This is a genomic window from Flammeovirga pacifica (genome assembly GCF_000807855.2).
Classification (GTDB): Bacteria; Bacteroidota; Bacteroidia; order Cytophagales; family Flammeovirgaceae; genus Flammeovirga; species Flammeovirga pacifica.
Map to the genome: position 1 here is coordinate 451,148 of NZ_JRYR02000001.1, position 26,835 is coordinate 477,982.

At 32.2% G+C, this 26,835-nt stretch carries 21 protein-coding genes and 1 riboswitch; of the genes, 6 read left to right on the plus strand and 15 right to left on the minus strand.

The window, feature by feature from the left end; genetic code table 11:
- Positions 1 to 21: 21 nt before the first annotated feature.
- Together NH26_RS01730 and NH26_RS01735 are read right to left on the minus strand one after the other, a co-directional pair.
- Positions 22 to 2,397 carry an outer membrane beta-barrel family protein gene (locus NH26_RS01730; RefSeq protein WP_044226801.1) on the minus strand — a complete coding sequence of 792 codons (2,376 nt, stop codon included), beginning with the start codon at positions 2,395 to 2,397 and terminating at the stop codon, positions 22 to 24.
- Between the two features lie 162 nt (positions 2,398 to 2,559).
- Positions 2,560 to 4,710 carry a prolyl oligopeptidase family serine peptidase gene (locus NH26_RS01735; protein WP_044226946.1) on the minus strand — a complete coding sequence of 717 codons (2,151 nt, stop codon included), beginning with the start codon at positions 4,708 to 4,710 and terminating at the stop codon, positions 2,560 to 2,562.
- A 195-nt stretch (positions 4,711 to 4,905) separates the two neighbouring features.
- Here NH26_RS01735 and NH26_RS01740 point away from each other — a divergent pair, with 195 nt between their 5' ends.
- Both NH26_RS01740 and NH26_RS01745 read left to right on the plus strand, forming a co-directional pair.
- A complete protein-coding gene (locus NH26_RS01740) occupies positions 4,906 to 5,328 on the plus strand; it encodes a hypothetical protein (protein ID WP_044226797.1) in 423 nt (140 codons plus the stop codon).
- A 233-nt stretch (positions 5,329 to 5,561) separates the two neighbouring features.
- Positions 5,562 to 6,881 carry a T9SS type A sorting domain-containing protein gene (locus NH26_RS01745; RefSeq protein WP_139262800.1) on the plus strand — a complete coding sequence of 440 codons (1,320 nt, stop codon included), beginning with the start codon at positions 5,562 to 5,564 and terminating at the stop codon, positions 6,879 to 6,881.
- An 87-nt stretch (positions 6,882 to 6,968) separates the two neighbouring features.
- On the opposite strand, the gene NH26_RS01750 is transcribed toward NH26_RS01745, so the two are convergent.
- Positions 6,969 to 8,468 (minus strand): bifunctional ADP-dependent NAD(P)H-hydrate dehydratase/NAD(P)H-hydrate epimerase, encoded by a 1,500-nt coding sequence (locus NH26_RS01750; RefSeq protein ID WP_044226943.1) that lies wholly within the window; start codon positions 8,466 to 8,468, stop codon positions 6,969 to 6,971.
- A 302-nt stretch (positions 8,469 to 8,770) separates the two neighbouring features.
- Here NH26_RS01750 and NH26_RS01755 point away from each other — a divergent pair, with 302 nt between their 5' ends.
- Positions 8,771 to 9,463, plus strand: coding sequence for an HAD family hydrolase (locus NH26_RS01755; RefSeq protein WP_044226791.1), 693 nt, complete (start codon positions 8,771 to 8,773; stop codon positions 9,461 to 9,463).
- 80 nt (positions 9,464 to 9,543) lie between these two features.
- Here the strand turns inward: NH26_RS01755 and NH26_RS01760 are convergent, their stop codons facing one another.
- The 5 genes from NH26_RS01760 to NH26_RS01780 all read right to left on the minus strand — a co-directional run bounded on the left by NH26_RS01760 (position 9,544) and on the right by NH26_RS01780 (position 13,076).
- The gene (locus NH26_RS01760) at positions 9,544 to 10,488 is read right to left on the minus strand and encodes an NAD(P)H-dependent flavin oxidoreductase (RefSeq protein ID WP_174549700.1); all 945 of its coding nucleotides are present in this window, start codon (positions 10,486 to 10,488) and stop codon (positions 9,544 to 9,546) included.
- Positions 10,489 to 10,621: 133 nt separating this feature from the next.
- Complete coding sequence (locus tag NH26_RS25715; RefSeq protein WP_044226784.1) at positions 10,622 to 11,122, minus strand: hypothetical protein; 501 nt, start codon at positions 11,120 to 11,122, stop codon at positions 10,622 to 10,624.
- Positions 11,123 to 11,421: 299 nt separating this feature from the next.
- Positions 11,422 to 12,069: an MBL fold metallo-hydrolase gene (locus tag NH26_RS01770; RefSeq protein WP_044226940.1), complete on the minus strand. Its 648-nt coding sequence runs from the start codon at positions 12,067 to 12,069 to the stop codon at positions 11,422 to 11,424.
- Between the two features lie 37 nt (positions 12,070 to 12,106).
- Positions 12,107 to 12,484: a DUF1801 domain-containing protein gene (locus NH26_RS01775; protein ID WP_242427292.1), complete on the minus strand. Its 378-nt coding sequence runs from the start codon at positions 12,482 to 12,484 to the stop codon at positions 12,107 to 12,109.
- Between the two features lie 133 nt (positions 12,485 to 12,617).
- Positions 12,618 to 13,076 carry a MerC domain-containing protein gene (locus NH26_RS01780; protein WP_317040944.1) on the minus strand — a complete coding sequence of 153 codons (459 nt, stop codon included), beginning with the start codon at positions 13,074 to 13,076 and terminating at the stop codon, positions 12,618 to 12,620.
- Between the two features lie 229 nt (positions 13,077 to 13,305).
- Here NH26_RS01780 and NH26_RS01785 point away from each other — a divergent pair, with 229 nt between their 5' ends.
- Entirely contained in the window at positions 13,306 to 14,937 is a 1,632-nt protein-coding gene (locus NH26_RS01785) for a sulfatase-like hydrolase/transferase (protein WP_071397052.1), read from the plus strand.
- Between the two features lie 63 nt (positions 14,938 to 15,000).
- On the opposite strand, the gene NH26_RS01790 is transcribed toward NH26_RS01785, so the two are convergent.
- The 6 genes from NH26_RS01790 to NH26_RS01810 all read right to left on the minus strand — a co-directional run bounded on the left by NH26_RS01790 (position 15,001) and on the right by NH26_RS01810 (position 24,473).
- Complete coding sequence (locus NH26_RS01790; protein ID WP_052432195.1) at positions 15,001 to 16,305, minus strand: hypothetical protein; 1,305 nt, start codon at positions 16,303 to 16,305, stop codon at positions 15,001 to 15,003.
- Between the two features lie 125 nt (positions 16,306 to 16,430).
- Complete coding sequence (locus tag NH26_RS01795; protein WP_044226779.1) at positions 16,431 to 17,522, minus strand: YncE family protein; 1,092 nt, start codon at positions 17,520 to 17,522, stop codon at positions 16,431 to 16,433.
- 15 nt (positions 17,523 to 17,537) lie between these two features.
- Complete coding sequence (locus tag NH26_RS01800; protein ID WP_044226776.1) at positions 17,538 to 19,409, minus strand: TonB-dependent receptor; 1,872 nt, start codon at positions 19,407 to 19,409, stop codon at positions 17,538 to 17,540.
- Positions 19,409 to 20,563 carry an ABC transporter substrate-binding protein gene (locus NH26_RS24965; RefSeq protein ID WP_044226772.1) on the minus strand — a complete coding sequence of 385 codons (1,155 nt, stop codon included), beginning with the start codon at positions 20,561 to 20,563 and terminating at the stop codon, positions 19,409 to 19,411. Before NH26_RS24965 ends, NH26_RS01800 begins: the two co-directional genes overlap by 1 nt.
- Before the next feature lie 18 nt (positions 20,564 to 20,581).
- Positions 20,582 to 20,773: riboswitch (cobalamin riboswitch) on the minus strand.
- A gap of 121 nt (positions 20,774 to 20,894) precedes the next feature.
- Positions 20,895 to 23,510, minus strand: coding sequence for a carboxypeptidase-like regulatory domain-containing protein (locus NH26_RS01805; RefSeq protein WP_044226769.1), 2,616 nt, complete (start codon positions 23,508 to 23,510; stop codon positions 20,895 to 20,897).
- Between the two features lie 96 nt (positions 23,511 to 23,606).
- Positions 23,607 to 24,473 (minus strand): N-acetylmuramoyl-L-alanine amidase-like domain-containing protein, encoded by an 867-nt coding sequence (locus NH26_RS01810; RefSeq protein ID WP_044226767.1) that lies wholly within the window; start codon positions 24,471 to 24,473, stop codon positions 23,607 to 23,609.
- A 138-nt stretch (positions 24,474 to 24,611) separates the two neighbouring features.
- Here NH26_RS01810 and NH26_RS01815 point away from each other — a divergent pair, with 138 nt between their 5' ends.
- Together NH26_RS01815 and NH26_RS01820 are read left to right on the plus strand one after the other, a co-directional pair.
- A complete protein-coding gene (locus tag NH26_RS01815) occupies positions 24,612 to 25,784 on the plus strand; it encodes a hypothetical protein (RefSeq protein WP_052432194.1) in 1,173 nt (390 codons plus the stop codon).
- A gap of 77 nt (positions 25,785 to 25,861) precedes the next feature.
- Complete coding sequence (locus NH26_RS01820) at positions 25,862 to 26,236, plus strand: PH domain-containing protein (RefSeq protein ID WP_044226765.1); 375 nt, start codon at positions 25,862 to 25,864, stop codon at positions 26,234 to 26,236.
- Positions 26,237 to 26,304: 68 nt separating this feature from the next.
- Here NH26_RS01820 and NH26_RS01825 read toward each other — a convergent pair whose 3' ends face one another.
- Positions 26,305 to 26,691, minus strand: coding sequence for a hypothetical protein (locus NH26_RS01825; RefSeq protein ID WP_044226762.1), 387 nt, complete (start codon positions 26,689 to 26,691; stop codon positions 26,305 to 26,307).
- Positions 26,692 to 26,835: the final 144 nt, after the last annotated feature.

Consider the following 26,835-nt stretch of genomic DNA (forward strand, 5'->3'; position numbering starts at 1 on the left):
TCAATTAAACCTATTTACAGCTTAGTTCATCCCTCCAGAACTATGTAATTTCCTTGCTTTTCTACCTTGGAACTGTCCACCAAAAGCATAAGAGAATGACACTCTATAAACGGGGCGTTCTTGTAAGTAATAAGTCTGTTCTTGAAAGTCACGACCATAAACATCTTTCGTAAATCCGCTATTGATGATATCATCAATTTTGAAAGAAATATTACCTTTCTTTTTAAGAATAGCTTTTTTTACAGCCAAATTCAAAGCGTATGTAGGCTGAGTAATATTTTGTGCATCATATTGTTGACCTGCATATCTACCCATGATCTGTATTGTAAAGCTTTTGGGCAACATAAATCTTGTATTCAATTTTGCTGTCCAGTTGATAGGATTCGCATCAGTTGGAACGGTAAATTCTTCGTTTTCGTCTTGAATTTCTAAGTAAAAGAAATTTAGATTTGCATCAATATTCCACCATTTTGCAATCTGATAATTGGCAGAAATAGAAGCTCCACCAGTGATTGAAGAACCTAAGTTGGCATAAGTATATACTGTTACATCATCTACAGAATCGTATCTAGAAACATTTCTAATAATGTCCGTACTGTGTCTAACATATAAACTAGTATTTAAACCTAGCTTTCCTTTATTTAAGCCATGGTCAAAACTGATAGAGTTAGTGTAAGAAGGTTGTAGATCTGGATTACCCACAGTTACCGTAGATGAGTTTGAACGTTGTTCTATAGGTAACATATTGAAAATACTTGGGCGATTAATTCTTCTAGAATAGCTTAGCCCTATTGTATTAAAATCACCCATTTTCTTTTGAATATGTAGAGTAGGGAACAAGCTTGCGTAATTGATACTGTACGTTGTGTCTTGACCACTTTCCGTTTTCACTTGACCTTCAATAGTTGCAATCTCACCTCTTAAACCTGCTTTGATAGAGTATGTTCCTAATGCAATGCTATAAGACCCATAAGCAGAATTAATGTATTGATCATAATCATAACTATAGTTATTAACAACACCTCCTAAGCTATTACTAATTTTTGCCGAAGCATCTAATAACTCTCCTTTATAACCAGTTTCTAAAGATGATTTATCATTGATTTTGTGTGAGTAATCCACTTTTAAAGAAGCATAGTTCCAATTGGCATCGGTGTTAACAGAAGAGTTTCTTTGTGTATCATTCTCTAGAGTAGAAGAGGTAGAGAAAGTAGAAGATCCACCATTGTAAAATGCATCACTTTCTAATGTTCCTTTTTTAAATTCTTTTCTATGATTTAAACTAAAAGAAGAACCACTTGCTCTATTATTTTGATCTCCAAATTCTTTCTGCGAGCTAATCACTTGATCGCCTTGTAGATTAGAATTAACGAAATAGTTTTTTTCGCCACCTTTCCAATCCCAAAGTTCAGCATAGAACGTAATAGTATTGGTAGAATCTAAGAAATAATCAGCACCTAGTTTGGTGTTATAATATCTACCATTTCTGATGTTATCGCCTTGTTGATCAAAAGAAGGAATACTTTGATCGGTATAAATTCGCTTTAAATCTTTTTTATTTTCAAATCTATTTTCCCCATAAGAACCTTGACCAAAGAAGTTGAATTTTTTGATACGGTAATTTAAACCTAAATAACCATTGTATTTTTCTCCTGTACCTGCACCAATATTTGCACTACCATTAAGACCTTTCATTTTGTCTTTTTTGGTGATAACATTGATAATGCCTGATAATCCATCAGGGTCATATTTGGCAGATGGGTTCGTGATTACCTCAATTTTTTCGATAGAACCTGCAGGTAAAGTTTGGAATATCTGGGCAGGATCAATTTGTGATGGTTTTCCATCAATAAGTACTCTTACGTTACTTTCTCCTCTTAGGCTGATCGCTCCATCAGAACCTACACTAATTTCTGGGATAGTTTGCAATACTTCAGATACTGAGTTTCCTTCAGCAATCATAGCATCACTTACATTCACTACTTTTTTATCAATAGATCGTTCGATACTAGTTTTTTCTGCACGAACTTCAACCTCTTCTAGTTGTTCAACGTTTTCACCTATTTTGATTTGTCCTAAATCAAAATTGATAGCATTGACATTAATTTCCTTTTTTAAAGTGGTATAACCAATAAATTGTACGACAAGTGTATACTTGCCAAAAGAAACATTCTTGATTTTAAAATTACCTTGATCATCCGTTAGACCACCACCTAAAGAGATATTTTCCTTATTGGTGATAGATACTGTTGCATAACCTACGGGAGAGTTATCTGCTTGATCAATAATTTGACCTTTAATTGTTCCTTTTTTGTCTTCAGGATTATTGTTTGAAAAGGCAAATGAAGGAAGGATAAGAAGTAGAATTAAATTGACACTAATGAATAGAGTTCTCATATAAAATAATGATGATTGAAAGTTATAATGCAAATTTAGAATTTTTAACTGACAATAATCATCACATTAACACATTATTATGAGATGTTTACATTGTCTATAAAAAAAGCAGGTAAAAGTGATTTTACCTGCTTTTTATCCTTTTTATGTAAATCAGAATAATTACATATTTTTAGAATCAACTTTATGATTAAGTCCTGGAGTGACATTCATATTATACCAAGCGAAACCAAAAATATCTGCATACTCCTCTATAATCATACTTGTTGGTTTTCCAGCACCGTGTCCAGCATTAGTGGCAATTCTAATTAAAACAGGGTGTTTACCTGCATCTTTAGCCTGAAGTTCTGCTGCAAACTTAAATGAGTGAGCTGGAACAACACGGTCATCATGATCTGCTGTAGTAATTAATGTAGATGGATAAGCGACACCTTGTTTTACATTATGATAAGGTGAATATCCTTTTAAATACTCAAACATTTCTTTAGAGTCTTCTGCGGTACCGTAATCATATGCCCAACCTGCACCTGCAGTAAACTTGTTGTATCTAAGCATATCTAATACACCAACTGCCGGGAAAGCTACTGCAGCTAAATCAGGACGTTGAGTCATAGTAGCACCTACTAATAATCCGCCATTAGAACCACCACGAATGGCAAGTTTTTCAGTAGAAGTATAACCTTCTTTTTTAAGATATTCTGCTGCAGCGATAAAGTCATCGAATACATTTTGTTTCTTCATTTTTGTACCTGCAAGGTGCCATTTTTCACCGTATTCTCCTCCACCTCTTAAATTAGGGACTGCATATACACCACCATTTTCTAACCAAACTACATTGGCCACAGAAAAGCTAGGTTGTAGACTTACACTAAACCCACCGTAACCGTACAATATAGTTGGGTTTTGTCCATCTTTTTTCAGTCCTTTTTTGTAAGTGATGATCATTGGCACTTTTGTACCATCCTTTGAAGCATAAAAAACCTGCTCAGAAGTATAATCGTTCGGATTGAATTTTACATTTGGACGAATATATTCTTTTGATTCTCCTGTTTTGATATTGTATTCAAAAGTAGTTGAAGGCATTGTGTAAGAAGTGAATGTATAGAACAATGTTTTATCCTCATCTTCACCATAGAATCCGGATGCAGTACCCACACCTGGCAATACCACTTCTTTTTCCTTTTTACCTTTTAAATCGTATTGGTAAACCTTAGAAATAGCATCTTTCATGTACTTAGCAAAAATCTTTTTACCTGAAGTACTAACAGATAATACATTTTCTGTTTCAGGAATTAAATCATTCCAATGTGCTCTTTCAGGAGCGTTTACTTTTGCAACTACAACTTTACCATTTGGAGCATTGTAATTGGTTTCAATCCAAAACTGCTTTTTATCAGAATAAATGATGCTATGGTTGTTATCAAAATTATCGACTAAAGTAATGATAGGAGCATTCTTCTTCGATAGATCTTGAATATATAATTCATTACCAGTAGTGTTTACCGCTGCTGTAATGACTAAATATTGTTGATCATCAGTAACATAAGCCCCTACATATCTTCTTGGAGTTTCGATGCCACCAAAAACAAGTTTATCCTCTTTTTGAGGAGTACCCATTTTATGGTACATTAATTTATGGTGCTGTGTCATACCAGACAGTTGAGAACCGTCTTTTGGTTGATCGTATTTGCTGTAATAGAAACCTTCGTTCTTTTTCCAAGCGATGTTAGAAAATTTGGCATTTTTTACCGGTGCTTCTACAATTTCTTTTGTTTTGGTATCGATTACATAAATGTCTCTCCAATCAGAACCGCCAGTAGAGGTAGCATAAGCAGCCAATTTACCATCAGGTGTAAACTTGATAGTAGAAAGAGACGTTGTACCATCTTCTGAAAAAGAATTTGGATCTAAAAAGATCTCTTCAACTTCTGAATTTGGCTTTTTACGGTACAAAACATATTGATTTTGAAGACCATCATTTTTATAAAAATACAACCATTCTCCATGTTTTCTAGGAGCAGTTATTTTTTCATAGTTCCAAAGTTCAGTTAACCTATCTTGTATTCCTTTTTTAAATGGAATCTTAGATAAAAACTCTTGTGTTACTTCATTTTCTGCAGCTACCCATTCAGCCGTTTCAGAAGATTTGTCATCTTCCAACCATCGGTAAGGGTCTGCTACTTTAGTGCCGAAGTATTCCTCTTCGACAACGTCTTTTTTTGTATCAGGATACTTGTGTTCCATATGTTTGTTGCAAGCAGTAAAAGTGGCTAAACTTGAAAAGAGGAAAGCCGATAGGATATTTTTGTTCATTTTTAAAAAGTATGTGGTTAATTTTGGCATAATTTATAATTGATTTAACAGGTATTCAAAAATCAACTCTTAAAAAAACTATAATTTCGCCTTTCATTAGTATAATATCATTCAGCCGTTTGAAGTTGGCTTGGTATTAAATATTAATGGAATGACTTTTTTAAGCGATTTATTAAAACTAACCAACTAATTCTAATGAAAAATTTATTGATTTGTGCAGTTTCATCTTTAATAGTATTATTTTCTTCAAACATTTTATATGCTCAAGATAAAGGAGGGAATATAGAGTTCTCAGGAAGTATAGGTCCTGCCTTTGGGTCGGATAAAACAAAATTTTATGGTAATGTTGAAATGAATTATTTCATGGCCTCTAATATGACATTAATGGGTGGCTATGAATATATAAACCAGGGGAATTTAATTTTAGGTTCTAGAGTATACATTGTACCTGAATTTCATTTTTCAATGAAAGGCGTACTTGTAAACACCACAGATTTTGCCTTAGGGGGAGGGTATTCTAGGTATATAGACCAGAACCTATCTTTACAGATTAATGGTGATTACTATTTTGGTAGAAATATTTTTGCTTTAAGTTTTGGATTGGGAATTAGACTGTAAGTACTTATTTATCCGTGGTTTATAGTATTTTTTTGGTAAAGTGATGTTAGAACTTACATTAAAGAATTAATTTGTTAAGGTATGGTAACTCTGTGTACTAAGTATGTTATCTTTATGTTGTACTACTAAATAACGAAATATAATAAGTTTTCTTTAAACAGATAGCCTAATAATTATTTCTTTCCTTATAACATCACATATGATGTGTAATTACACCTATTAAATTAATTCACATGTTAAAAAAAATACTAATGCTTCTTTTGGTATCCTTTTCTATGCATACCAATATCTATTCTGCTACAATAAATTGGACTGCTTCAGGCGATGGAAACTGGTCAGATGGTGCTAATTGGTCTTCCGGTTCTGTACCTGATGAAAATGATGATATAACCATTGATTGTGGTTGTACAGTTACTGCCACAAGTGATATCAATATTGGAGGGTCATTAACGGTAACATCAGGGAGTACTTTAGATTTGGATAACCTTTATGATCTTACTCCAAGTCAGAATGATGCTACGATTACAAATTATGGTACTATTCATAATGTTGTTGATCTTAAATCAAATCATGATGATATCGTAGTACATAATTATGGTTTCTTATCAGTCCAAAAGTTAGAAGACAAGCACGATGATCATAGTGCAATTTATAATAATTATACTGGGGGTGAGATAGAAGTGACTGTGAAAATTCATTTCCATGGAACATTTAATAATTTAGGTTTATTAAATGCGGATACCTCTGATAAGTTTGACTTACATGGAGCCACTTTCACAGGTGGAGGTGAAATTATTGCAAATAATATCAAGATTCATAAAGAAGGTACAAGCTATGCTAGAGTCGAGGATATGAAGTTTACTACAAGTAATGGGTGTAATGACGGTGAAACTGTAACATTTAATTTACTTGAGTATGATGACGTAAAAAGTGCAGATAATGGTACTGATGGTTTTAGCTTTGATCAAGATAACGTATTTATATGTGGGACGAATGCAGTTGGAGTAGATTTACCTGTTGAACTAGTATTTTTTAAAGGAAAAATATCCGATTCAAAAAATATACTTTATTGGGAAACGGCATCAGAGGAGAATAACTCACATTTTTCTATAGAACAGTCAACAGATAAACTTTCTTGGAATACAATTGGTGAAGTGAATGGTTCAGGTAATTCAAAATCTACTATTGAATATAGTTTTAATATTGATGAACCTTTACAAGGGGTAATACATTATAGATTAAAACAGGTCGATTTCGATGGTGAATTTGTCTATTTTGGTCCTGTTAGTTTATTGAATTCTCGATCTACCAAAACAAATGAGTTAACTGTTTTTCCTAATCCTGCAACAACTCATTTCAATATATCAAGCCCTTCAATGGAAATTGAGGTCAACCAAGTACAACTATTCAATAGTCATGGAATAAATATTACGAATAAAGTTAATTTTGAATCTATCGGAAAAAATCAAATTTCTGTTGTTTATGATGGTCTAGAAAGGGGTTTTTATTTTATTAATGTGAATGGTACAACTACTAAGATTTTAGTGAACTAGTAGAATTATCTAGAAGGTGTATTACTGATTCTATTTATTATCCCTCAGTCATAACTTTAAAAAGTTGACTGAGGGATAAAATTGTTATTAAAAGCCTAAGAATACTTTACCGATATTATCAATGACATCGGAGGTAGTGACAGATTCAATGCTCATTTGACTACTTGCATAGTCTCCCGCTTTTCCATGAATATATACTCCTAAAATTGCCGCTTCGAAAGGTTTATATTTTTGACCAAGTAAGCCAGTGATGATGCCTAATAAAGCATCTCCACTTCCGCCTTTGGCAAGGCCTGGGTTTCCTGTAGAATTAAAATGGATTTCACCATTCGGTAGACAAACAGCGGTGTTCGCACCTTTTAATATGATGATCACTTTTTTATCCTGAGCCATTTTTGAAGCGGCTTCTAATCGATCAAAAGAATTGATGAAGTGAATATCAGCAAGTCTTTCAAACTCACCAACATGAGGTGTAAGAATAGAATTTTCAGGAATGATATCCCACCATTCTTTATTTTCAGAAAGTAAATTAAGAGCATCAGCATCTAAAACTATTGGTTTATCTGCATCTTCGATTATTGAACGAATCGCTTTTTTGGTTTGCTCATGCTTACCAATACCAGGTCCAATACCAATTGCTGTGTAGGGTTTTAGTAAAGTTGATGCAACAATATGATTTCTAGAAGGATCTGCAATACACATCGCTTCTGGACAAGTAGCTTGCAAAATCTCATAACCACAAGAAGGTACTATTACTGAGGTTTTACCTGTACCTGATCTTAAAGCAGATCGAGTAGCTAATTGAATTGCACCAATCATACCTTTACTTCCTCCAACTAAAAGAACATGACCAAATTTCCCTTTATGGTCAAATCTTTTTCTAGGTTTATATATTTTATGTGCTGACTGAGAAGTTGTAAAATAAAATTTGGAAGTCGTTTCTTGAGCATAGTTCTTATCGAGACCAATTTTCACGATGTGTAATTCACCAACATTTTTTTCGTTTTCTGGGAATAACATCGAAAGCTTAGGTACTTCAAGACTAAGTGTTATATCAGCTTCTATAATACTATTAAAATGTGTAGAATAATGATCGGTGTAAAGTCCAGAAGCAATATCAATGGAGATGACAGGTTTTTTAGATTGATTAATCGTTGTGATAACATCTAAGGTGATCCCTTTTGGAGGTCTAGAAATACCAGAACCAAAAATACAATCAATCACTACAGTGTCTTCCTCTAAGTCGGGAATGTCAGCAACTTCTTTGATATGCGAACAATTGATCTTTTTTGGTAAGTGTTCTAAATTTTCAGTAAAGTCTGCTGATGGAGTATCTCCAAAATGTACCACATATACTTTTACATCAAATTGTTCATTGGATAATAGTCTTGCCATTACCAAACCGTCTCCACCGTTATTACCAATACCGCAAAATATACTAATGTTCCTGTAATCGCTACAGTTTTCGAGATACCAATCAGTTAATTTTGTGGCTGCACGCTCCATTAAATCAATACTTTCAATGGGCTCATGTTTAATAGTGTATTTGTCCCAATCTCTTATTTGTTGTGCTGTATATAGTTTCATGTATAGTTTTTGACAGTTGTAATCAATGTTCTTCCTAGTATAATTTAAAAAGAAAACTTTTAAAATCGTATCAAACGACATTAAAATTTTGTGTATTTGCTGTAGTTTATTTTCTATAGGGAATATTTGATGTAATACATTTAAAATCAACATTAATATTGATCATTATTTATGGAAGTTAAACAAATGTGAATAAATTGTATATGACATTAATTAGGTAGTTCTTGGTCTTAAATAAGTATTAAAAACGATTACCTTTACGTTAAATAAAGGATATGAACTATAAAATTTACTAGATAAAGATGAAAAAGATATTATTTATTGCCCTTCTATTTGTATCACAATTTATTGTAGCTCAAGATAAAGTTGCCGTTTTTGATATGGATGGTACTTTAATTTCTGAATCACCCAATTATGCTTTGGCTGAGTTTGCAAAAGAGTACAGTATGAATCAAATTGAAACTATTGAAGATTTAGTAACTGAACTAACAAAATTAAGTGAGAGCCCTAAGTATAATAAATACTTAAAATCGTTTTTTAAGAAAAATGACATTCGTGTTTACCCTCACATGATGGATGTGGTAGATAGCCTAAAGAAAGAAGGTTATAAACTTGTGATCTGTACAGGATCTGAGGTTCGTTTTGCCAAAGAGGTAAATAAACGTTATTTTAATAATGCTTTTGATGTTGTTATTGGTTCTGAATTTAGAGCTGAAAAACTAAAAGCAAAAAATATCAATATTAACGATAAAGAAGGAAAAGTTGATAATTTAAAATCACAAGGGATTATGCCAACAATAGTTTATGGTAATTCTCATGGCGATTTTGCAATGATGAAATACGCTGGTAACGGTGTACTTGTTATCCATGATGATAAGGAGAACAAGGAATTCGATAAACCAGAAGAATATATTAAAGAATGTAAGCAACTAGGTTTTAAAACACTTTTAATAAGTGATTGGAATTTAGAAAATGAAGAAGCTTGGAAAAAGTAATCCATTTATGTTTCATAAATAAAAACACCTCCATCAATATTTAAATTGATGGAGGTGTTTTTTTATCTATAATAATGGAATTAAAGATTTGAAATCACTGACTTTTGATTTTCAAATTCACTCATCATTTGCTCAACTACCTCAGCAGCACTAGGTACATTCTTAATCTGTGATGAAATTTGTCCAATTTCTATTTCTCCTTCGGCTAAATCACCTTCGAAGATACCGCGTTTAGAACGTCTTTTTCCTAATAATTCTTTTAACTCATCAGTAGAGGCACCTCTTGCTTCAGCTTCAGCTACTCTTGTGTAAAATTCATTCTTTACTAATCTTACTGCAGTAAGGTCTTTTAAAGTGAGTACAGTCTCACCTTCATCTACTTCAACAATTTTATTTTTAAAATTATCGTGGGCAGATGATTCTTTAGTGATGGCAAAACGAGAACCTACTTGTACACCTTCGGCACCTAAAGCAAAAGCAGCCAACATTCCTTTTCCTGTACCGATACCACCAGCCGCAATGACAGGAATATCTAGTTGTTCGGCAATAGGTGGAATAAGACACATTGTAGTAGTTTCTTCTTTACCATTATGTCCTCCAGCTTCAAAACCTTCAGCGACAACAGCATCAACACCTGCATCTTGAGATTTTACGGCAAATTTTAATGAAGAAATAACTTGAGCTACTTTAATGCCATTAGACTTTAAAAAGCCTGTGTATTTTTTTGGACTACCTGCAGAAGTAAATACTACGGGTACTTTTTCGGCAACAATAATTTCCATCAATTTATCTACTTCAGGATAGAAGAGAGGGATATTTACACCAAACGGTTTATCTGTTGCTTGTTTACATTTTTGAACATGCTCTAAAAAAGTTTCAGGATGCATAGATCCAGCTCCAATTAAACCTAATCCACCAGCATTACTTACTGTAGAAGCTAATTTCCAGCCACTACACCAAACCATACCTCCAGAAATAATAGGATATTGAATGTCAAAAAGTTGACAAATTCTATTGTTTTTCATCTTCATATTGATTGTGTTAATAGCGGGAATTTAATCATTTTTTGATCACAGAATAAGGACAATTATCAACATATTCAATTTTAACACCTAAAGGTGATCCATAAATAAATAGAGGGTCTTGATCATGTATTAATTAATCTTTTATCAAGTATTTTTCTGGAATAGGATGTTCTTTGCTCTCATTTGTCCAAAGGATATTCGTTACCCACCAACGTCCATTCAATTCAATCATTTGATAACTCGAAATACCTCTTCCGTTTTCACCTTCAGAGTCTTTTGCCTTAAAGCTTTCAAAGACTTGAGCAATACCTTTGTATTGATCAATTACTCTAGAAATGTGTTTTTCTGAATAACCTTCTTCATAATAAGGATCAGTAATCAATTCTAGAAATTCATTTAAAGTAACCGTTTCAACAAAAGTGGTATCAGTATCTTGCATTCTGATGGAAAATTGAGCAGTTGGAAGAAAAATAGTTCTAATTGCTGCAGTATCCATTTGTTCCCCTTTGCTTATAGAGATCTGTTCGAGTAATTCGTTTAAAACTCCATCAATAGTTTTGAAAGAGTTTTTTATTTGACATGTTCCGTAAAGTGAGGAAAGAAGTAAAGTAATGAGGAATAGGTACCTTTTCATAGTATTGTGTCTTATCTTATTAATTAAGGTAATAGACACAATACAAATGAAATAGGTGGGTTTTAAGTTGTCTGTTAATCAAGTTATTTATAGTGTTATCAATAGTCTTCTACCGACCATTAATAAGAGTTTCTTACTTTTTACAATAGTTTTAATTGTTGATAGTACAAACTTATTGAGGAAGAACGTAATATTGATACGTTCAAAAAAAGAATTGATTTTTTTATGGGAAATAAAAAACACCTCCTACTAAAATGACCATTGACCATAAAATAGGAGGTGTGTATTATGAGTGAATTTTAATCATTCAATTCTCTTTTCCATTGATGATAAAATGAATTTATTTGTTTTTCCATACCGATAGAACTGCTTCTTCCATGCCCTGGGTGGATAAGCATATGAGCAGGCTGTTCATCAATCAGTTTGATAACGGATTTTTTTAAATCTTCAAGGTTTGCTGTTGGTCGATCCCATTTTCCAACTGACGCTTCGAATAAAGTATCACCAGTGTATAGGTCATGCCCAATTTTAAAAGTAACGCCTCCAATAGTATGCCCTGGGCAATGGATCACAGAAATTTGTTCCTTCCCTAAAGGGATAATGGTATTTTCATTTATCTTGATGATTTCCATTTTTGATAAATCATACCTTTTGTGTTTATGAAAGAAACCAAATCCATTTAGATCATCATTCATTAAAACTTCATATTCTATTTCATGAATATATATAGGCACATCAAAGCAATCTAAAGCTTCCATATGATCAATATGAGCATGAGTTAGAAGAATACCAATGACTTCTAATTTTTCTCTTTTAATGTAATCTTGAATTTTATCTTTTTCGTAACCTGGATCTATGATAAAGCATTTGCCCTCTCTATCCAAGATATAACAATTGGTGATAAAATCACCCGAAACAACTAATTTTCTTATAGGATATAATTTCATATTTCTTCCAATGGAAATTAATGGTATAACACTTATTTCAATAATTGATTTTAAGATCAATAGCCATTTTAAGAATATCTTGGATAAGTACTAGATCTAAATCTTGATTTGGATTGATAGGAAGAACTTTCATTTTTTTTCGAGTTCCTGATTCTAATTTATGATGCTGAAGTAATTTTCCATCGACAAAAAGGATGTAGGGCTCTTCCGTTTTTTTATCCTTCCATAAATAACATAAAGGTTTTTTTTCAATACAGAAGCAAGGCATACTATATTTAATTGTTTCCTCTATTTTGGGGTTTGCATCAATTATGATCGATCGAAGGGCTAGATAACAGCTTTTATTGGGTTCTTTCTGTTGGAGGTAGAAATGTTCTTTATCATTCATTTCTAAAAATAAATTTAAATAATTCATTTTAAAAGTAGGATAGAATAAATCTGATAAGGTTAGTTGTTTAAATATTGAAGTATCCTAAATGAGAAAGAATGGAATAATAAAAAAAGCTCATCATTTTATATCAATGATGAGCTTTTGAGTTTTAAAAAGGTTATGATGCTGCACAACATTTAGTGGTTTGACACCTACAATATTTTCTATTATAAATATGTAAAATTATGAGCACCATAGTGGGTAGGTATATAAATTCTTCCATCAGATGTATTAACTGTAATTTCTCGTTGATGAGAATGAAAGCTAAGAGGGACCATGTTATCCACATTGCAGGTTTCATCCAATGGCTACTCGTATTTTTTGTAGACTGGAAAACGGCAATAAATGAGATAAAAAGAAAAATTGGATCAATGACTTTCCACCAAATAGGGAGGTGAGCTCCACAACTTGCTGCACAAGAACCGACAACAAACAAAAAAGGTGTAGCCACACAATGTATCAAACATATAAAACTTGCAATGGCACCAAATTGATCAGAACTATTTTTAATGATTTTCATAAATATATTTTTGCGACACAGTTGCAAAAGTAAATAAAAATTGTCAATAATCAACATTAAATTATCCTAATGGTAAGTGTGATTTATTGAGATTATATGATGTAATCTTCTATTGAGAGTTATTTATCAACTTGTTTATTAGTTCTTTATATCCAAAAGTACAATCAAATAACTACTAGTGACACCTGAATTAAAACAAAAAATTATTCTTGTAAAACGAAATATTGATTATGAAATCACATGATCAACCTTTAAATTAATTTGAAATGAGTTAAAATATAGAATAATGAAAATATTAAACTTCATCACTTTAACTATCACATTGATTTTCTTCTGTTCAAGTGCAAAAATTGAAGAGGATAAGAAATTAACTAAAAAGAAAAAACAACCTAATATTATCTTAATTTATGCTGATGATATGGGAAGAGGAATGTTGAGTTCTTGGGGACAAAAGCATTTTACAACACCCAATATCGATAAATTAGTAGATGGCGGGATGAAGTTCGATCATGCCTATGGAAGTAACTTTTGTGCGCCTGCCCGTGCAAGTATGATTACCGGTATGCATGACTGCCATAAGCAAAATGAATATTATACTTTAACTCGCCCAGGCATTTGGCTTAAAGACGCTAAAGACGTAGATGTCGATAAGATCGAAGAACAAATTCATGAAGTTGCACCAACTAGAGAAAATGAGGTGTATTTAGCTACTGTTGCTAAAAATGCAGGATACAAAACTGCTCAATTTGGGAAACTTGAGTGGGGTTTTGCAACAACACCTGAAAGAATGAAAAATCATGGATGGGATGATCATTATGGTTTTTATGACCACCGTCGATGTCATGGTTTTTACCCACCTTTCCTTTTTGAAAATGGTGAATTGATAGAAATTGAAGGCAATACACATGCAGATTGTGCAGTCACTCCTAAAAAAGAGACTCCAGAAAATTTCAAAATTAGATGGGATTTTACCGGGAAGAAGCAATATTCTGAATATTTAATTTTGGATAAAATGCTTCAATACATGGATGATAATAACCCTAATAAAACGGATCAACCTTTCTTCTTATATTATCCGACACAATTACCTCATGGTCCCGTACAAGTGCCTGAAATTGATAAGGAATTGATTAATGCAGAAGGTTTAACATCCTTAGAAAAGGAATATGCTACTATGGTAAAAATCTTTGATACCACTGTAGGACAAATTTACGACAAGTGTGAAGAATTGGGTATTTTAGAGAATACGATCATTATTTTATCTAGTGATAATGGACATGAAGTACATTATGAACAGGATGGGAGAACTTTTAGAAGGACAACCAGAGATGGAAAGCCAATTGATAACATCACAACTAAATTTTATAGTGACGAAGGAAACGATGTATTTGATGGTAATAATGGCATGGCAGGGTTAAAAAGAGACAATTGGGAAGGTGGTGTAAGAGTACCTTTAGTTTGGTATTGGAAAGGAAAAATAAAATCTGGAAAAACCTCTAATCAGTTGGTAAATAACTATGATATCATGAACACTATAGCTGATATTATTGGTGTTGATCAAGTAGAAGGGAAAGATAGCTTTTCTTATGCCAATACACTTTTAAAGGGAAAAGGAAAAGAGAAAGACTATACTGTGTTTGCTTCAAAAATAGGTCCTGCAATTGTAACTAAAGAAGGTTGGAAATTACGTTATCACATTAAAGATGATGTTTTCCAATTGTACAATATCAATCAGGATTATAGAGAAGAGACGGTATTAAATAATCAATATCCAGATAAGGTTGCTTCTCTAAAATCTATTCTATTAAAAGAATGTGATGGAGATTATAATAATGGTGGATATCCTCAATTTTTTGAACCTGATCCAGTAATTAGAGCAAGGAAAGCCAAAAAGAAACTCAAAAACAAAAAGAATTAGTTGGATAAAAAAAGGTTGTCACATTTAAATGCATGTGACAACCTTTATCTTTAGAAAAGGAGTTTACAAAATATATTTAAACTCACTTTCAGTAATTATCTTTTTAAAGTTATTGGTATTCAATAATTCGAAAATAGCCGCCTTTTTATCGTCACTTTTTTCATAGTAGGATTGACAAATTAGATACCCCATTGTATATCCTAGATTACTCGGTCGATCATGGATTGCACCACCATTATGCATCCAATTAGATAAGTCTGTACTGTAAGCATCATTTTTCAGTTCTTGAATGATAAACTCGAAGTTCTTTTTATTATTTAAATAGTTTAAATTTTGCTGTACCCCAGGACTTGGAGTCTTATTTTCTGATAGGATAGAAACAAGAAAATCACAAACACCTTCCTCTATAATCTTACCTAGCACTTTATTAGCATTTTCATGATCAGAATACGATTGCTGAAAATGCATCAACTCATGTACTAAATCATAAGACATATTATCAAACTCAGTAATAGAATTTTTTTGCCAATCATTCAGATGCTGTAATGGCATACTATCTGATTTTGCAAACATAGTTACACCAATAAATAATCCTAATTCAGTTAAGGTTCCAGAACTATTGATTAAATCAGGGACAATGTAAGTTTTAGGAAATACTGCTTTAGGATATAACTCCGAAAACCTTACCATCATTTCATTAGCGTTGCGTGCTACTTTATCCAATTGATTTTTAGAAATATGTTTTTCAAGATATTGGTAGTAGTCCGAGTTATTTTCAATCATAACTCTTTTCATATTCTCTACATTTTCATAACGAATATGGTAGTAATCTTTTAAGGCATAAGATCCTTCACAAATATAATTTGATAAATACTGATTTGCGTTTTGTTTATCATGTATTGATTGATCAAAATATTTCCAAAACCTGTCAGTAGGAGTGGTCAAAATTTCGAAGTTCTCTATATTTTCGTTTCTCTTCTGAATGATCTGAAGTAAAGAATCGACTTCATTTCTTAAAGTAATATTATTCCCCCCTTTTTCAATGCCTAATTTTTCTAGAATGATAGGGTCATTCATCCCAAAATCAATCGATCTCTTAACAGAGAGCAATGCACTATCTATTTGATTGCCTTCTCCATATTGCCATGCAGAATAGAAAAATAGCTCTGATGATTGATTACTTTCTCCAGCCTTATAATAGAGTTGACCTGCTTTATTATGTTGTCCTATTTCTCTTAATGAATCACATGTAGTTCCAATTTTACCAATATCAATTAACTCACAACTATTATTATTTATTTGATTTTTACAGCCGATGAACAGAAAAAGTAAAGGAATGAGAAGAGATATATTTATTAAGAGTTTCATTATTTACGTATTTATAATTTGATGAATACTAAAATTAACATCAGAGTATTCGATCAATTTACAAAAAAAAGAGCCAAGAAGAATATCTTCTTGGCTCTTAACACTTATAGTTTTGACAAAATTTCTTAGTTGAAAATGAAGTGGAATGGTCCTACGCCAGCCTCTTGATTTTCAAATTTTGGAGTACCTGTTTCAGAATAAATACTGTAGTAACCAGCATTTTCGAAATCAGGAGTGATTGCAACATAAATATCTTTTGTAGCAGGGTTTTGAGCAACACCTGTAAATCCTTCACCAGTAATGATTGTAGATGAAGACTTATCAGCTAAATTCATTTCAACAATTTCAGTTTTTGTTGAAGGCCATGATTCAGCACCAATTACGAATGCTTTTGTACCATTTTCTGAAATGTTTACAAAACCATCGCTACCAATACCTTCATAACTAATTCTTGCAGAAACTTCTGTGTAATCACTGCTTAATTTAATTAGACCTTTGTTTGCTGCTTCAGCAGGTAAAGACCATGTCTCAGAAGCTGAAACCCAAACATTGTTAGCATAATCAAGTACAAAATGCTGAGGTACTGCATTTACATTGATGATTGTTGGTTCTGCATCAAGGTCAGAAACATCATAAACTTCAACATTGAAAGATGCAGAACTAGCTACAAATAATTTTCCATTGTGGAATAGAATTCCTTCTGGACTTAAACCACAGTCAATGCTTTTAGTAACTTCTCCTGTAGATAAATTGATAACTAATATTTTAGGATTAGCGTATGAATAATCTGGTTGTTGTTCACCCCACATCGTTACATATGCAGTGTTACCGTCAAATGCTGTATATCTTGGGTTGTGAACGTTTTCTTTGATTTCGAAATTCATTTTTAATGTTTGAGCATTAGCAATGATAATTCTATCTGAAGCAGCTGCATTGATTACTGTAACAGTACCGTTAGAAGAGAAACCTTCAATTAGCCCTAAAACTTTCTCATTGTTAGCAGACTCAAAAGCACCTTGAGAAACTGTAGTATCTTCATCTACGATACTAACACCAGTAATAGAAGATGTATTCGGCTTACCAAAAGCTCCTGCATTACTTAACTGAAAACCAGATTGTCCAGGTACATAAGGTGCAGCATCTTTATCATCTACACATGAAGTAAATACAAAAGCTACTAACGCAAAAAGGATTGAAAATTTGTAAAATTGTTTCATTTTAGATTTCTATTTTTAAAAAGTGAAATTGGCTTTCATCATATAATTTCGCCCAGGCATAGGGTACTCTTCGTAATTCTGATAAGCCTCGTCTGTTAGATTATTGACTTTAAACGTGATTCTTAAAGCCGTTTTATTAAATTGAATCGATTTGCCTACAGCTGCATTAAATACACTAAAGGCATCAAGATTATAATAATCATTTGATGTTGTACGTTTACCAATTGCCTGATGATCAACATTGATAAACCATTTGTGATAATTCAATGTGACATAGTTTTTAAATTGATTTTTTGGGACATAGATTAATTGTTTTTCTTTATCCATATTCTGAGCATCGGTAAAAGTATAACTTAAACCAACTGCCCATTTTAATCTATGATTCGAATGGTAGTTATCTAATTTTGCAGCAGACTCCACACCAAAAGAACGAGCATTCTTTACATTTTTGGCATAGGTTGGATTACCTGGAACCCATAGAATTTTATTAGAAGTTCTTAAATAGAATCCAGTGACATTTAAGTTAAATCTAAGGCTGTTTGATGTAAGCGTATAATCTCCTCCAAGATCAACATTGTAACCATCTTCAGGCTGTATATTACTGTTGGTTTCACCTCCCCAATAGCGTTCATTAAGAGTAGGAACTCTATAACTTCTACCAACAGAGCTCTTTATGGTTAGCTTATTTTTTTGATTATCAATTGCTAAGTAAGTGAGGTTAGCAGAAGGGGTGAAAGGAGCCACATAGCCAGTTACCCAAGTTTGTCTAATAGTTGCTGAAGCAGAAAGTCGATCATTAAAATCATATCTTATTGCCGCAAACAAAGAGCTTCTTGTTTCGGTTGTATTGGCTGCATAGGCGTAAACATCTGGCCAAATATGATTTACTGTACCACCTAATAGTAAAGTAGCTTTATCACTTAAGGATGTTTCTGCTCTATAATCACCAATAATTCTTTCAGAGGCTATTTTTGATTCTCCATTAAGAAGATAATCATTTACATAAGCTACACTTGCATTATGCGTCCATTTTGTCCCATCAATTTTATAATTTAATACCGCTCTAAAATTCTCATTGGAAAGAGAATCATATCTAGAAGGGTTTAAATTATCACCCATAATTGGCTGTATCTCTCTTTCGTCTTTTGTATACCAAAGATTTAAAGATATTTCTGAATTGGCTGTAGGTCGAAAATGACTTTCATGAAGAACACCAAAATGGTTAAAACCTGCATTGTTTTGTGTTTGTTCTTCTTTTGCATAATCGTTGTAAAAAGTATAATCATTGTCAGCACTTTGATATAAAATGGCAGATTTGTGTCTCCATTTATCATTACCATATTGTGCTTTGAAACCATAAAATTGCTGATTAAAACTACCATAAGCAGTTTGTAATTCAAAACTGTTTTTTTGATTCCATTTGATATTATCCTGAAGTAAAATAGCTCCACCAACAGCCCCTGAACCATATTGTGCACTACTAGAACCGTATTGCACATCAATATCATCAAAGTAAAAAGTATTAATGGTAGACATATCAGTTTGACCTGTTGTCATACTATTTAGGTTGATCCCATGCCAAACAATAGCTGTATTTTCAGGAGAAGAACCACGCATAGATATTGTAGATAACTGCCCCGCTGCTCCATATTCTCTGATGTGCACACCAGCTTTATCCCTTAATAGGTTAGCCAAAGAACCATCGTTAGCCAAAGCCAATTGAGTACTGTCAAAAGACTGTATATGTGTCCCTTGACTATAATATTTCATTGTTTTTGCAGTAATCTCAACTTCTTTTAATTCTCTATCAGGCAATTGAAATTCATCCTGAGCAAATAAAGAAATAGAAGAGAAGAGAAATACTATTGAGATAATTCCCTTAGTCATTATTTTAATTTCTGATAAAAGTATAGTTGATGGTCAGCCAATAATTCTGGATGAAATATTTTGATTAAATCAGCAATAACGATTTCAGGATGTAAGTTGCCTGTCGCCCAATAATCGCTTGCTAATCCACCTCTCATTCTTTTATTATGATTGTAGACTTCTCCATTTTTAAAGGCATCGAACTGACCGTAACGAATGTCTTTATTGATGATATCATTTAAAGAGAAAGTCGAACCTGTATTGATCCAAATTTTAGCATCTTTACCTTTTGCATAAACAGCTTCAAGGTCTAGCTGTAAACTACCTGTCTGATCTGACTCACTCCAAGGGTACGTCGCTTTACTTTGTTCTAAAGCTTTCGCTAAATAAGAAGCACCTCCCGGTACAGACCACATCCCTTTATAAGGTAATCCGGTTAAAACTTTTGGAATTGATGATGCCTTTTTAGCAATGTTAATATAGGAGTTAAAGTCAGTTTCAATCTGATTAAAAAGACTGTCTGCTTTATCTTCTTTATTAAGTAGTGCACCAAATAACTTTACCCATTCTGCTCTCCCTAACATATCATTTTCTTGCCAATCGGTATTGGATAAAATAGGAATGCCAGCTTTTCTTAAAACAGGAAATGAATTAGACGTAACGGTAGAATTACCTACCACCATCACAAGATCTGTTTGAGCCAAGATAATTTTTTCAGAATTATCAGTGATATCGTATCCAACAGTAATAATTTTACCATTATCCATTCTGTCTACGATTTCTTGACTATACATATAAGTTTTATCTACATATCCTTTGATGGCGTCAATAGCTCCTAACTCTTCCATCATTGTGGTTTGAGAGGTAGTAGTCGTGACCATATTTTGAATAGGAACACGTATAACTTGTGAAGTAGTGAATTCTTGTGGTATGGATTGACCCTTTTGTAGAAGAACAAAAGAGGTTTTTTCTTCATTAAACGGATTAATAAGGTGTAAAACTTTATAGTTTTCCTTATAGTCTAAAGAAAAAGTTTTAGCGTATTTAACTTGAAGGGGAGTTGAAGTAACACCTTGAGAAGTACTGTAAGTAGCTGAATTTGATTGTGTTTGACAGCTAAAAATAACTATCGATAATACTCCAATTATTGAGAGTATACTAAAATAACGTTTCATTTGTTTTACTTTACACCCGAAGAATAATTTCTAACAAAAGATATCCTGACTTCTCTTTACTGTGAGCCTTCCCGGTATTACCCAGTGACTTACCACAAACCTATTAAATAGGAAAAGTTACAGTAGCGGGGACTGTTTTGGAGTTACACCAAATTCCCTTTTGTTATTGCAAATATGGAAGAAGAAAAATTAGAAACCAATTTCAATGTAACGTTTATTCAGTGATTGTCATCATTTGTAAAGATGATTTTTTTATAATTTGGTATGAGAAAAATACCATAAAAAAAAGAGGAGAAATAAAATTAATTATTAACTCCTCTTAGTAAATCATTTATTTGATGAGTTGACCGATCTCTTTTTCAGTAATTAAGGGTTTCAAGCCGGTAATTCTTTTGATGATAATTCCATCTTTGACAATAAATTGAGTAGGAAAACCTTCAATATTTAATGTTGTTTTTAATGTCGAAAGGTGTTCATCTGTTACTCTGAAATGTTGAACATTTTTGTCTATGTCAATATTACTAATGCTTTTTTTCCAGTTAGCAATAGATTGATCAAAAGAAAGGTAAACGAATTTAATAGTAGAGTCTTTGTATTTTCTAGTTATTGGAGGGTAATCTTCTTTCAAAGCTTTTTGACAGAACCCACACCAGCTTACCCAAATATTTATTACATATATTCCATCATCAAAACTTTTTGATAGTTCAGTACCTTCAATATTAGTAACTGCTATTTCTTTAGGAAATTCTTTTTGTTCAAAACCCTTTCTAAGTTTCGCCAAACCAGTAAGTTCTTTTATTTGTGATGATGACGGGTATGTGTTTTTAAAGATTTCAACAGATGTATTAAATGAGTCATTACTTAATGTATCATTGTAATAATGGTATTTTGAAAGGTATTCAAAAAGTACTTTTTCTTGAAGTTCTTTATTCTTTATCACATCATTATTGATCTCTTGAAACCTTGCCAAGTTAGTATTTGATGTATGATTGAAACGTCCTTTTTCAATGCTACTAATATTTTCTTCAACAATAGTAATTTGAGTATGAATACTTTCTGCAATGTATTCCGCTAGGACAGGACTTGAATAGATCTCAGTATCATTTAAATCAAAATATTTTAATACAGAAATGAGATGATTTCTATTATTTGTTCTAACCGTATCAGGAAATTTCTCCGTGTAAATAGTATTAGATTCAATCCACAAAGCAATTACATTTCCTTTACTTTCATTGATATAATCTTCAGATAATTTTCCTTTGTAAGCAATTAGGGTATCTGCCATATTGGTAAAAACAGCTTCCAATAATTGATTAGAGGATGTAAAGTCTTTGTGGTTCGCAAGGTTATTGATGATATTCGAACTCTCATCAATCTGTTTCATGAAAGTATAATGATAATTTAAACTATCTGAAATTTCTTCCCTTTGTTTATCGAAATAATAAGGGTCAAAATAGGTCGTTCTTATCTCCTTTAATTCATTTTTTATATCCTTGTGATTTTGATGACTATATGTACTTCTTTTTAATAATTCACGTGTTTGTTTGTATTTCATGAAATCACTTATAGCCACATTCTTACGTTGGTCTTCAGTTCTATTTTTAAAATAACTATTGTATTCTATTCGAATTGAATCACGTTTATCGTATAGACTAGTATAGGACATCTCTTTTTGATTGATTAGTTCGGAGTATTTATTGCTATCGATCGATCTAAACTCCCAATACGCACCATTGTATTCCGCAAAAGGTGATTCCATATCTACCCATAGGGCAACTTTATCGGATAGTCGAAAAGTATTACCTGCATTTAATGAATACCCTTCAGCTGTGCTGAAATTTATAATATCTAAATGTCCCTCATAAGTGGTTTTGGTTTTTGGATCGTCATAAACTAATTGATAGTCTACATCTTGAATATAGTTTTTACCATCTCTATAAACGAGTTGTATTCTGCCTTTTGAGTTTTTTCTATTACGGATATAAGGATAAACATTATAAAAATCATCTTTACTTAATGGAATGAAAAAATCATTACTTTCAATTTTGATGACTTCATAATTCTCACGAATAAATAATTTACCAGACCCTTGAATTTTTGAATTCACACTTTTGTATGTGAGTACATAAATCGATGATCCTTTTTCAGAATAAAGGTCTTCCAATTCATAATCAAATGAGCTATGATTAAATAAAGGTCCATTTTTTATGATATTCCAAGTGTACCCTAATAAGAATTTAGAGCGAATAAGGTTGCTATTTCTGTAAAAGTCTTCAGTTTCTTTAATGTTTCCACCTTTTTCTAATTGTCTTTTTTCTTTTTCATTGAGGTTAGACAAATCCCAAATTTCATCATAATTCCAATTGTGATTTTTATTCTCTCGGAGTTGATCAAATAGTAGATTGTAAATACCAATATAAGCAGTGATTTCGTGTGTTTTTTGATCGAATTCATTAAAATAAATGTCACCACTTCCTTCCAAACCAGAAATAAATGCATCATTCTGATATTTCAATTCAGCATAGTAAAATTCGCCCAGATAGGGAGTTTGTCTAAACTCATTTTTAAATTTCTTGGAGGTATTTTGAATGATTTCTTTTACCGTCGGCATCTTTGATTTGACGACAACTAAATCCAATTCAGTAGCATTAGCTTTAAGCTGAATATCATTGCTCATCATCAAAGAAAGCTTTGAGATAGGAATGAGTTTTTTCTCATAACCTATACAGGATACTTCTAAAGTATCTTTTAAATATTCGGTATTAATTGGGAATCTAAAGAATCCATTTGTATTTGTTGCTGCACCAATAAATTTCCCTTTAACCGCAACATTAGCAAAGGGAATAGGAGAGTTGTTACTTTGGTCTGTTAGTTTTCCTTTTAAGTCTTGAGCAGTTAAAAGAGTACAGGTAAACAAACCTAGTAAGAGCAGATAGATTGATTTCATTTTCTTGTTAGTTAGTCTTTGGTCTACAAATTTACTCCAAAGAAATAGTTGAAAAATTGATCTTTAAGTCATTAGATCAGGAGCAAATATAATAAATTAATTAAGTCGCGCAACAGTAATACCTGTATTCAGTTTACTGTTTTTCAGCCATTCAGCAAGAGGCTTATCTGTTATTACCACTTTGCCTTTTGATTGTGAAGCATGAAGCAGGTAGATTCTTCCATCTTCTTTACGGAGAGCTAATCCAACGTGAGCAACATCTAATCCTTTTACATTACAGACTAAAGCGATGATATCTCCAGATTGGATTTTTGATTCAACTTTTGAAATATCTTTAATATAGATTTGAGATAAAGGAGTTTGGTTAAGATCATCTTCGATTAATCGTATAGCACTAATTGCTGAATCATTTTTTACTAATTGATCATATGCAGTAATATGAGTACTCATAAAATCAATGTTTTTATCATAAGTCTGTCCACCTATTTCTACAGTAATGTCTTTTACAATTCCTTTTGCTTGATTATTTCTTACCCAATCAGTAAAATAATGAAGCCTAGAAGTATACCCTTTCAACTTTCCATTTCGATAGCGAATGTGTTCAAGTATACTTGCATAATGTTCTAATGTTCTATATTTTTCATTCTGATCACCAGTATATAATTTTGTGAGAGCAATCATATTTTCCACAAAAGTGGTACAATCGAAACCAGTAAAATTAATAACCACCGTTTCCTTCTTAATATCTATATCAAGTGTCTTTTCCATGTAGGGCTCTCCAAGAAAAGTTTCTGCTATGCTTGTTATTTTTTGAGAAGGATTTAAACTATCTAAATCAATTTTATTTAAAGAATCAATTTTAGTTTCGAACGCTTTTTTATTGGGAAGACTGCATGTAACTTGACACTTCCCATAAAAAGTGATAAATAAAAGGCAAAATGTGACAAAGAATTGTTTAGACATATTATTTTTTAGCAATTTTGTGGACAAGCTGAATTTACATAAAACTTCAATAAAGCTGACAAATAAGTAGCAACTTCATTAAAGTAGTATAAAGTTAACTTTTGCTTTCTTGAATTCAACGTATAAAATTACATAAGGATGTTTAATAAAACGCTAACAATTTTTATTTCATTCATTTTTTTAGGTTTATCTACTCTTTTCGCTCAAGATATAAGTGATAACCCTGATAATGATAAATATATTGGACAATTTAATGGTGAAGGGAAACGTCATGGATCTGGCACTTACACTTGGGAAGACGGAACTGTTTACCAAGGGAAATGGAGAAATGATCTGATGGAAGGACGAGGAACTTTAAAATTTGCCAATGGAAATAAATATGTAGGTAACTTTTTTAAAGGTCAACCATTTGGAGCAGGTGTATATACTTGGGCCAACGGAGATATTTACCAAGGTGGGTTCTTAGATGGGAAAATGCATGGTAGAGGAGTTTTAGTTACCGTAAATGGAGAACGACATGAAGGTACTTGGAAAAATAATCAAGTAGATGGGGAAGGACAACATTGGTACCCTAATGGAGCACAATATATAGGAGAGTGGAAGTTTGGCAAAAGACATGGTAAAGGAATCATGTTGTACCCTAATGGAGATACCGAACAAGGTGAGTGGAGAGAAGATGAATACATTCCATGTGACTGTGTACGTCAGTCATTATCTGTAGAAGATTCTTATAATGAATCGGAAGCAGTATTTATTGCCAAAGTTTTTGAAGTTGAAACTACGGATGAAGGATATGATAGAGTTGGGTTAGTAGTATCTGAGTATTGGAAAGGAGCTTTATATCCTAAAAGAAAGGTATACATTAGAGCAGGTTATAGTTCATGTGATTTTGTGTTTTTTGAAAATGAAGAATATTTAGTATATGCTCGACCATATGATTTCGATAAGTCATTGTACTATCCAACAAAATGTTCTAGAACAATGAGTCTTCAAATACCATTAGCACAAAGAGATATTGAAACTCTAAGAGCTATGTCTTGTAACTTCGATGAAAATGACAATAGAAAAGTATCTTTTGATTTTACTGATGATCCTGTTTGTGGTTGTGATGGAAAAGATTACAAAAATCCTTATCAAGCCTACAAAGGTTTAGTAGGACATTGGTGGGCTGGAACTTGTGAAGAAAAGAAGATAAGAGATGAAGAACTTCGTAAAAAGAAATACAAGATCAAAGTCGACATCAAAGAGGAGAAGAAAGTAGAGGAGAAAGAACAAAAGAAACAGATGTATAACTATGTCGAAGAAGATTAATTCATAAAAGAAATAATAATTCAGAAAAGATGCTTAACTTCAATTGAGCATCTTTTTTTTATTCAAAAACTAAGCAAATGGGATTATTTAATACCCTAATGGGTAATGTGTCTTCTCACGATATTGAAGACGTAAAAGAACAATTTGGTTTTGTTCTAGCTTCTGACGAAGAATTTGTGAGCGCCTACAAATTAGTAAGAGATCAATGGATTTTTACTAATAAGCGACTTATCGTAGTCGATAAGCAAGGGATCACAGGTAAAAAATCGGAACTTCTATCTATTCCATATAAAAATATAGAACTATTTTCTATGGAAACTAAAGGTAACTTTGATGCAGATTCAGAATTAAAAATCTGGGTAAAAAGACTTCCTGAACCTTTAGAAACTAAATTTGGTAGCGATAAGGATGTAAAAGAGGTGTACCGACTACTTTCGGAAGGTACATTGTAATCTTATAAAAAAGCAAAGCCACTTGAGTTACATAATACCCAAGTGGCTTCATAATTTTAATATCTTTTCTATTTCATGGTTGAAATAGTAAACCTTACAAATTTGTCTTTGATTGCCATGTATTCATTGACAATAATATCTAACTTTTCTTTAAAATAACTGTATTTTTCAAACGTATCGTCAGTAACTATTGTATTGTTGTTCATGGTTAATAATGAATCGTCAAAATCGTCAATCTCAGCAAGTATATTATTAATTTTCCCAACTATTCTTTCATTATTTATTTTGAAAGTGTTGAGTTTTTGTTGCTGGTATTCATCAACTGATCTTGTTAAATACAAGTCAATACGATCGTTTGAAAGCTTTATCTCATTAATGTAAAAAGTAATCTCATTCGTCCAGAATTTGATTTCAGATTTTACATCAGAAATATACTTTAGCAAACTGATGGTCATATTTTTTTATTTTTTGTTATAGTATAAACAAACGACGGTTTAATAAATCAGTTGCTTTCATTAATCTTTATTTTTGATTTTTCGATTCTTTCTAATTTATTTACAATTGTTATCATTTAAAATGCTAAAAAAGGGACTTTTTTT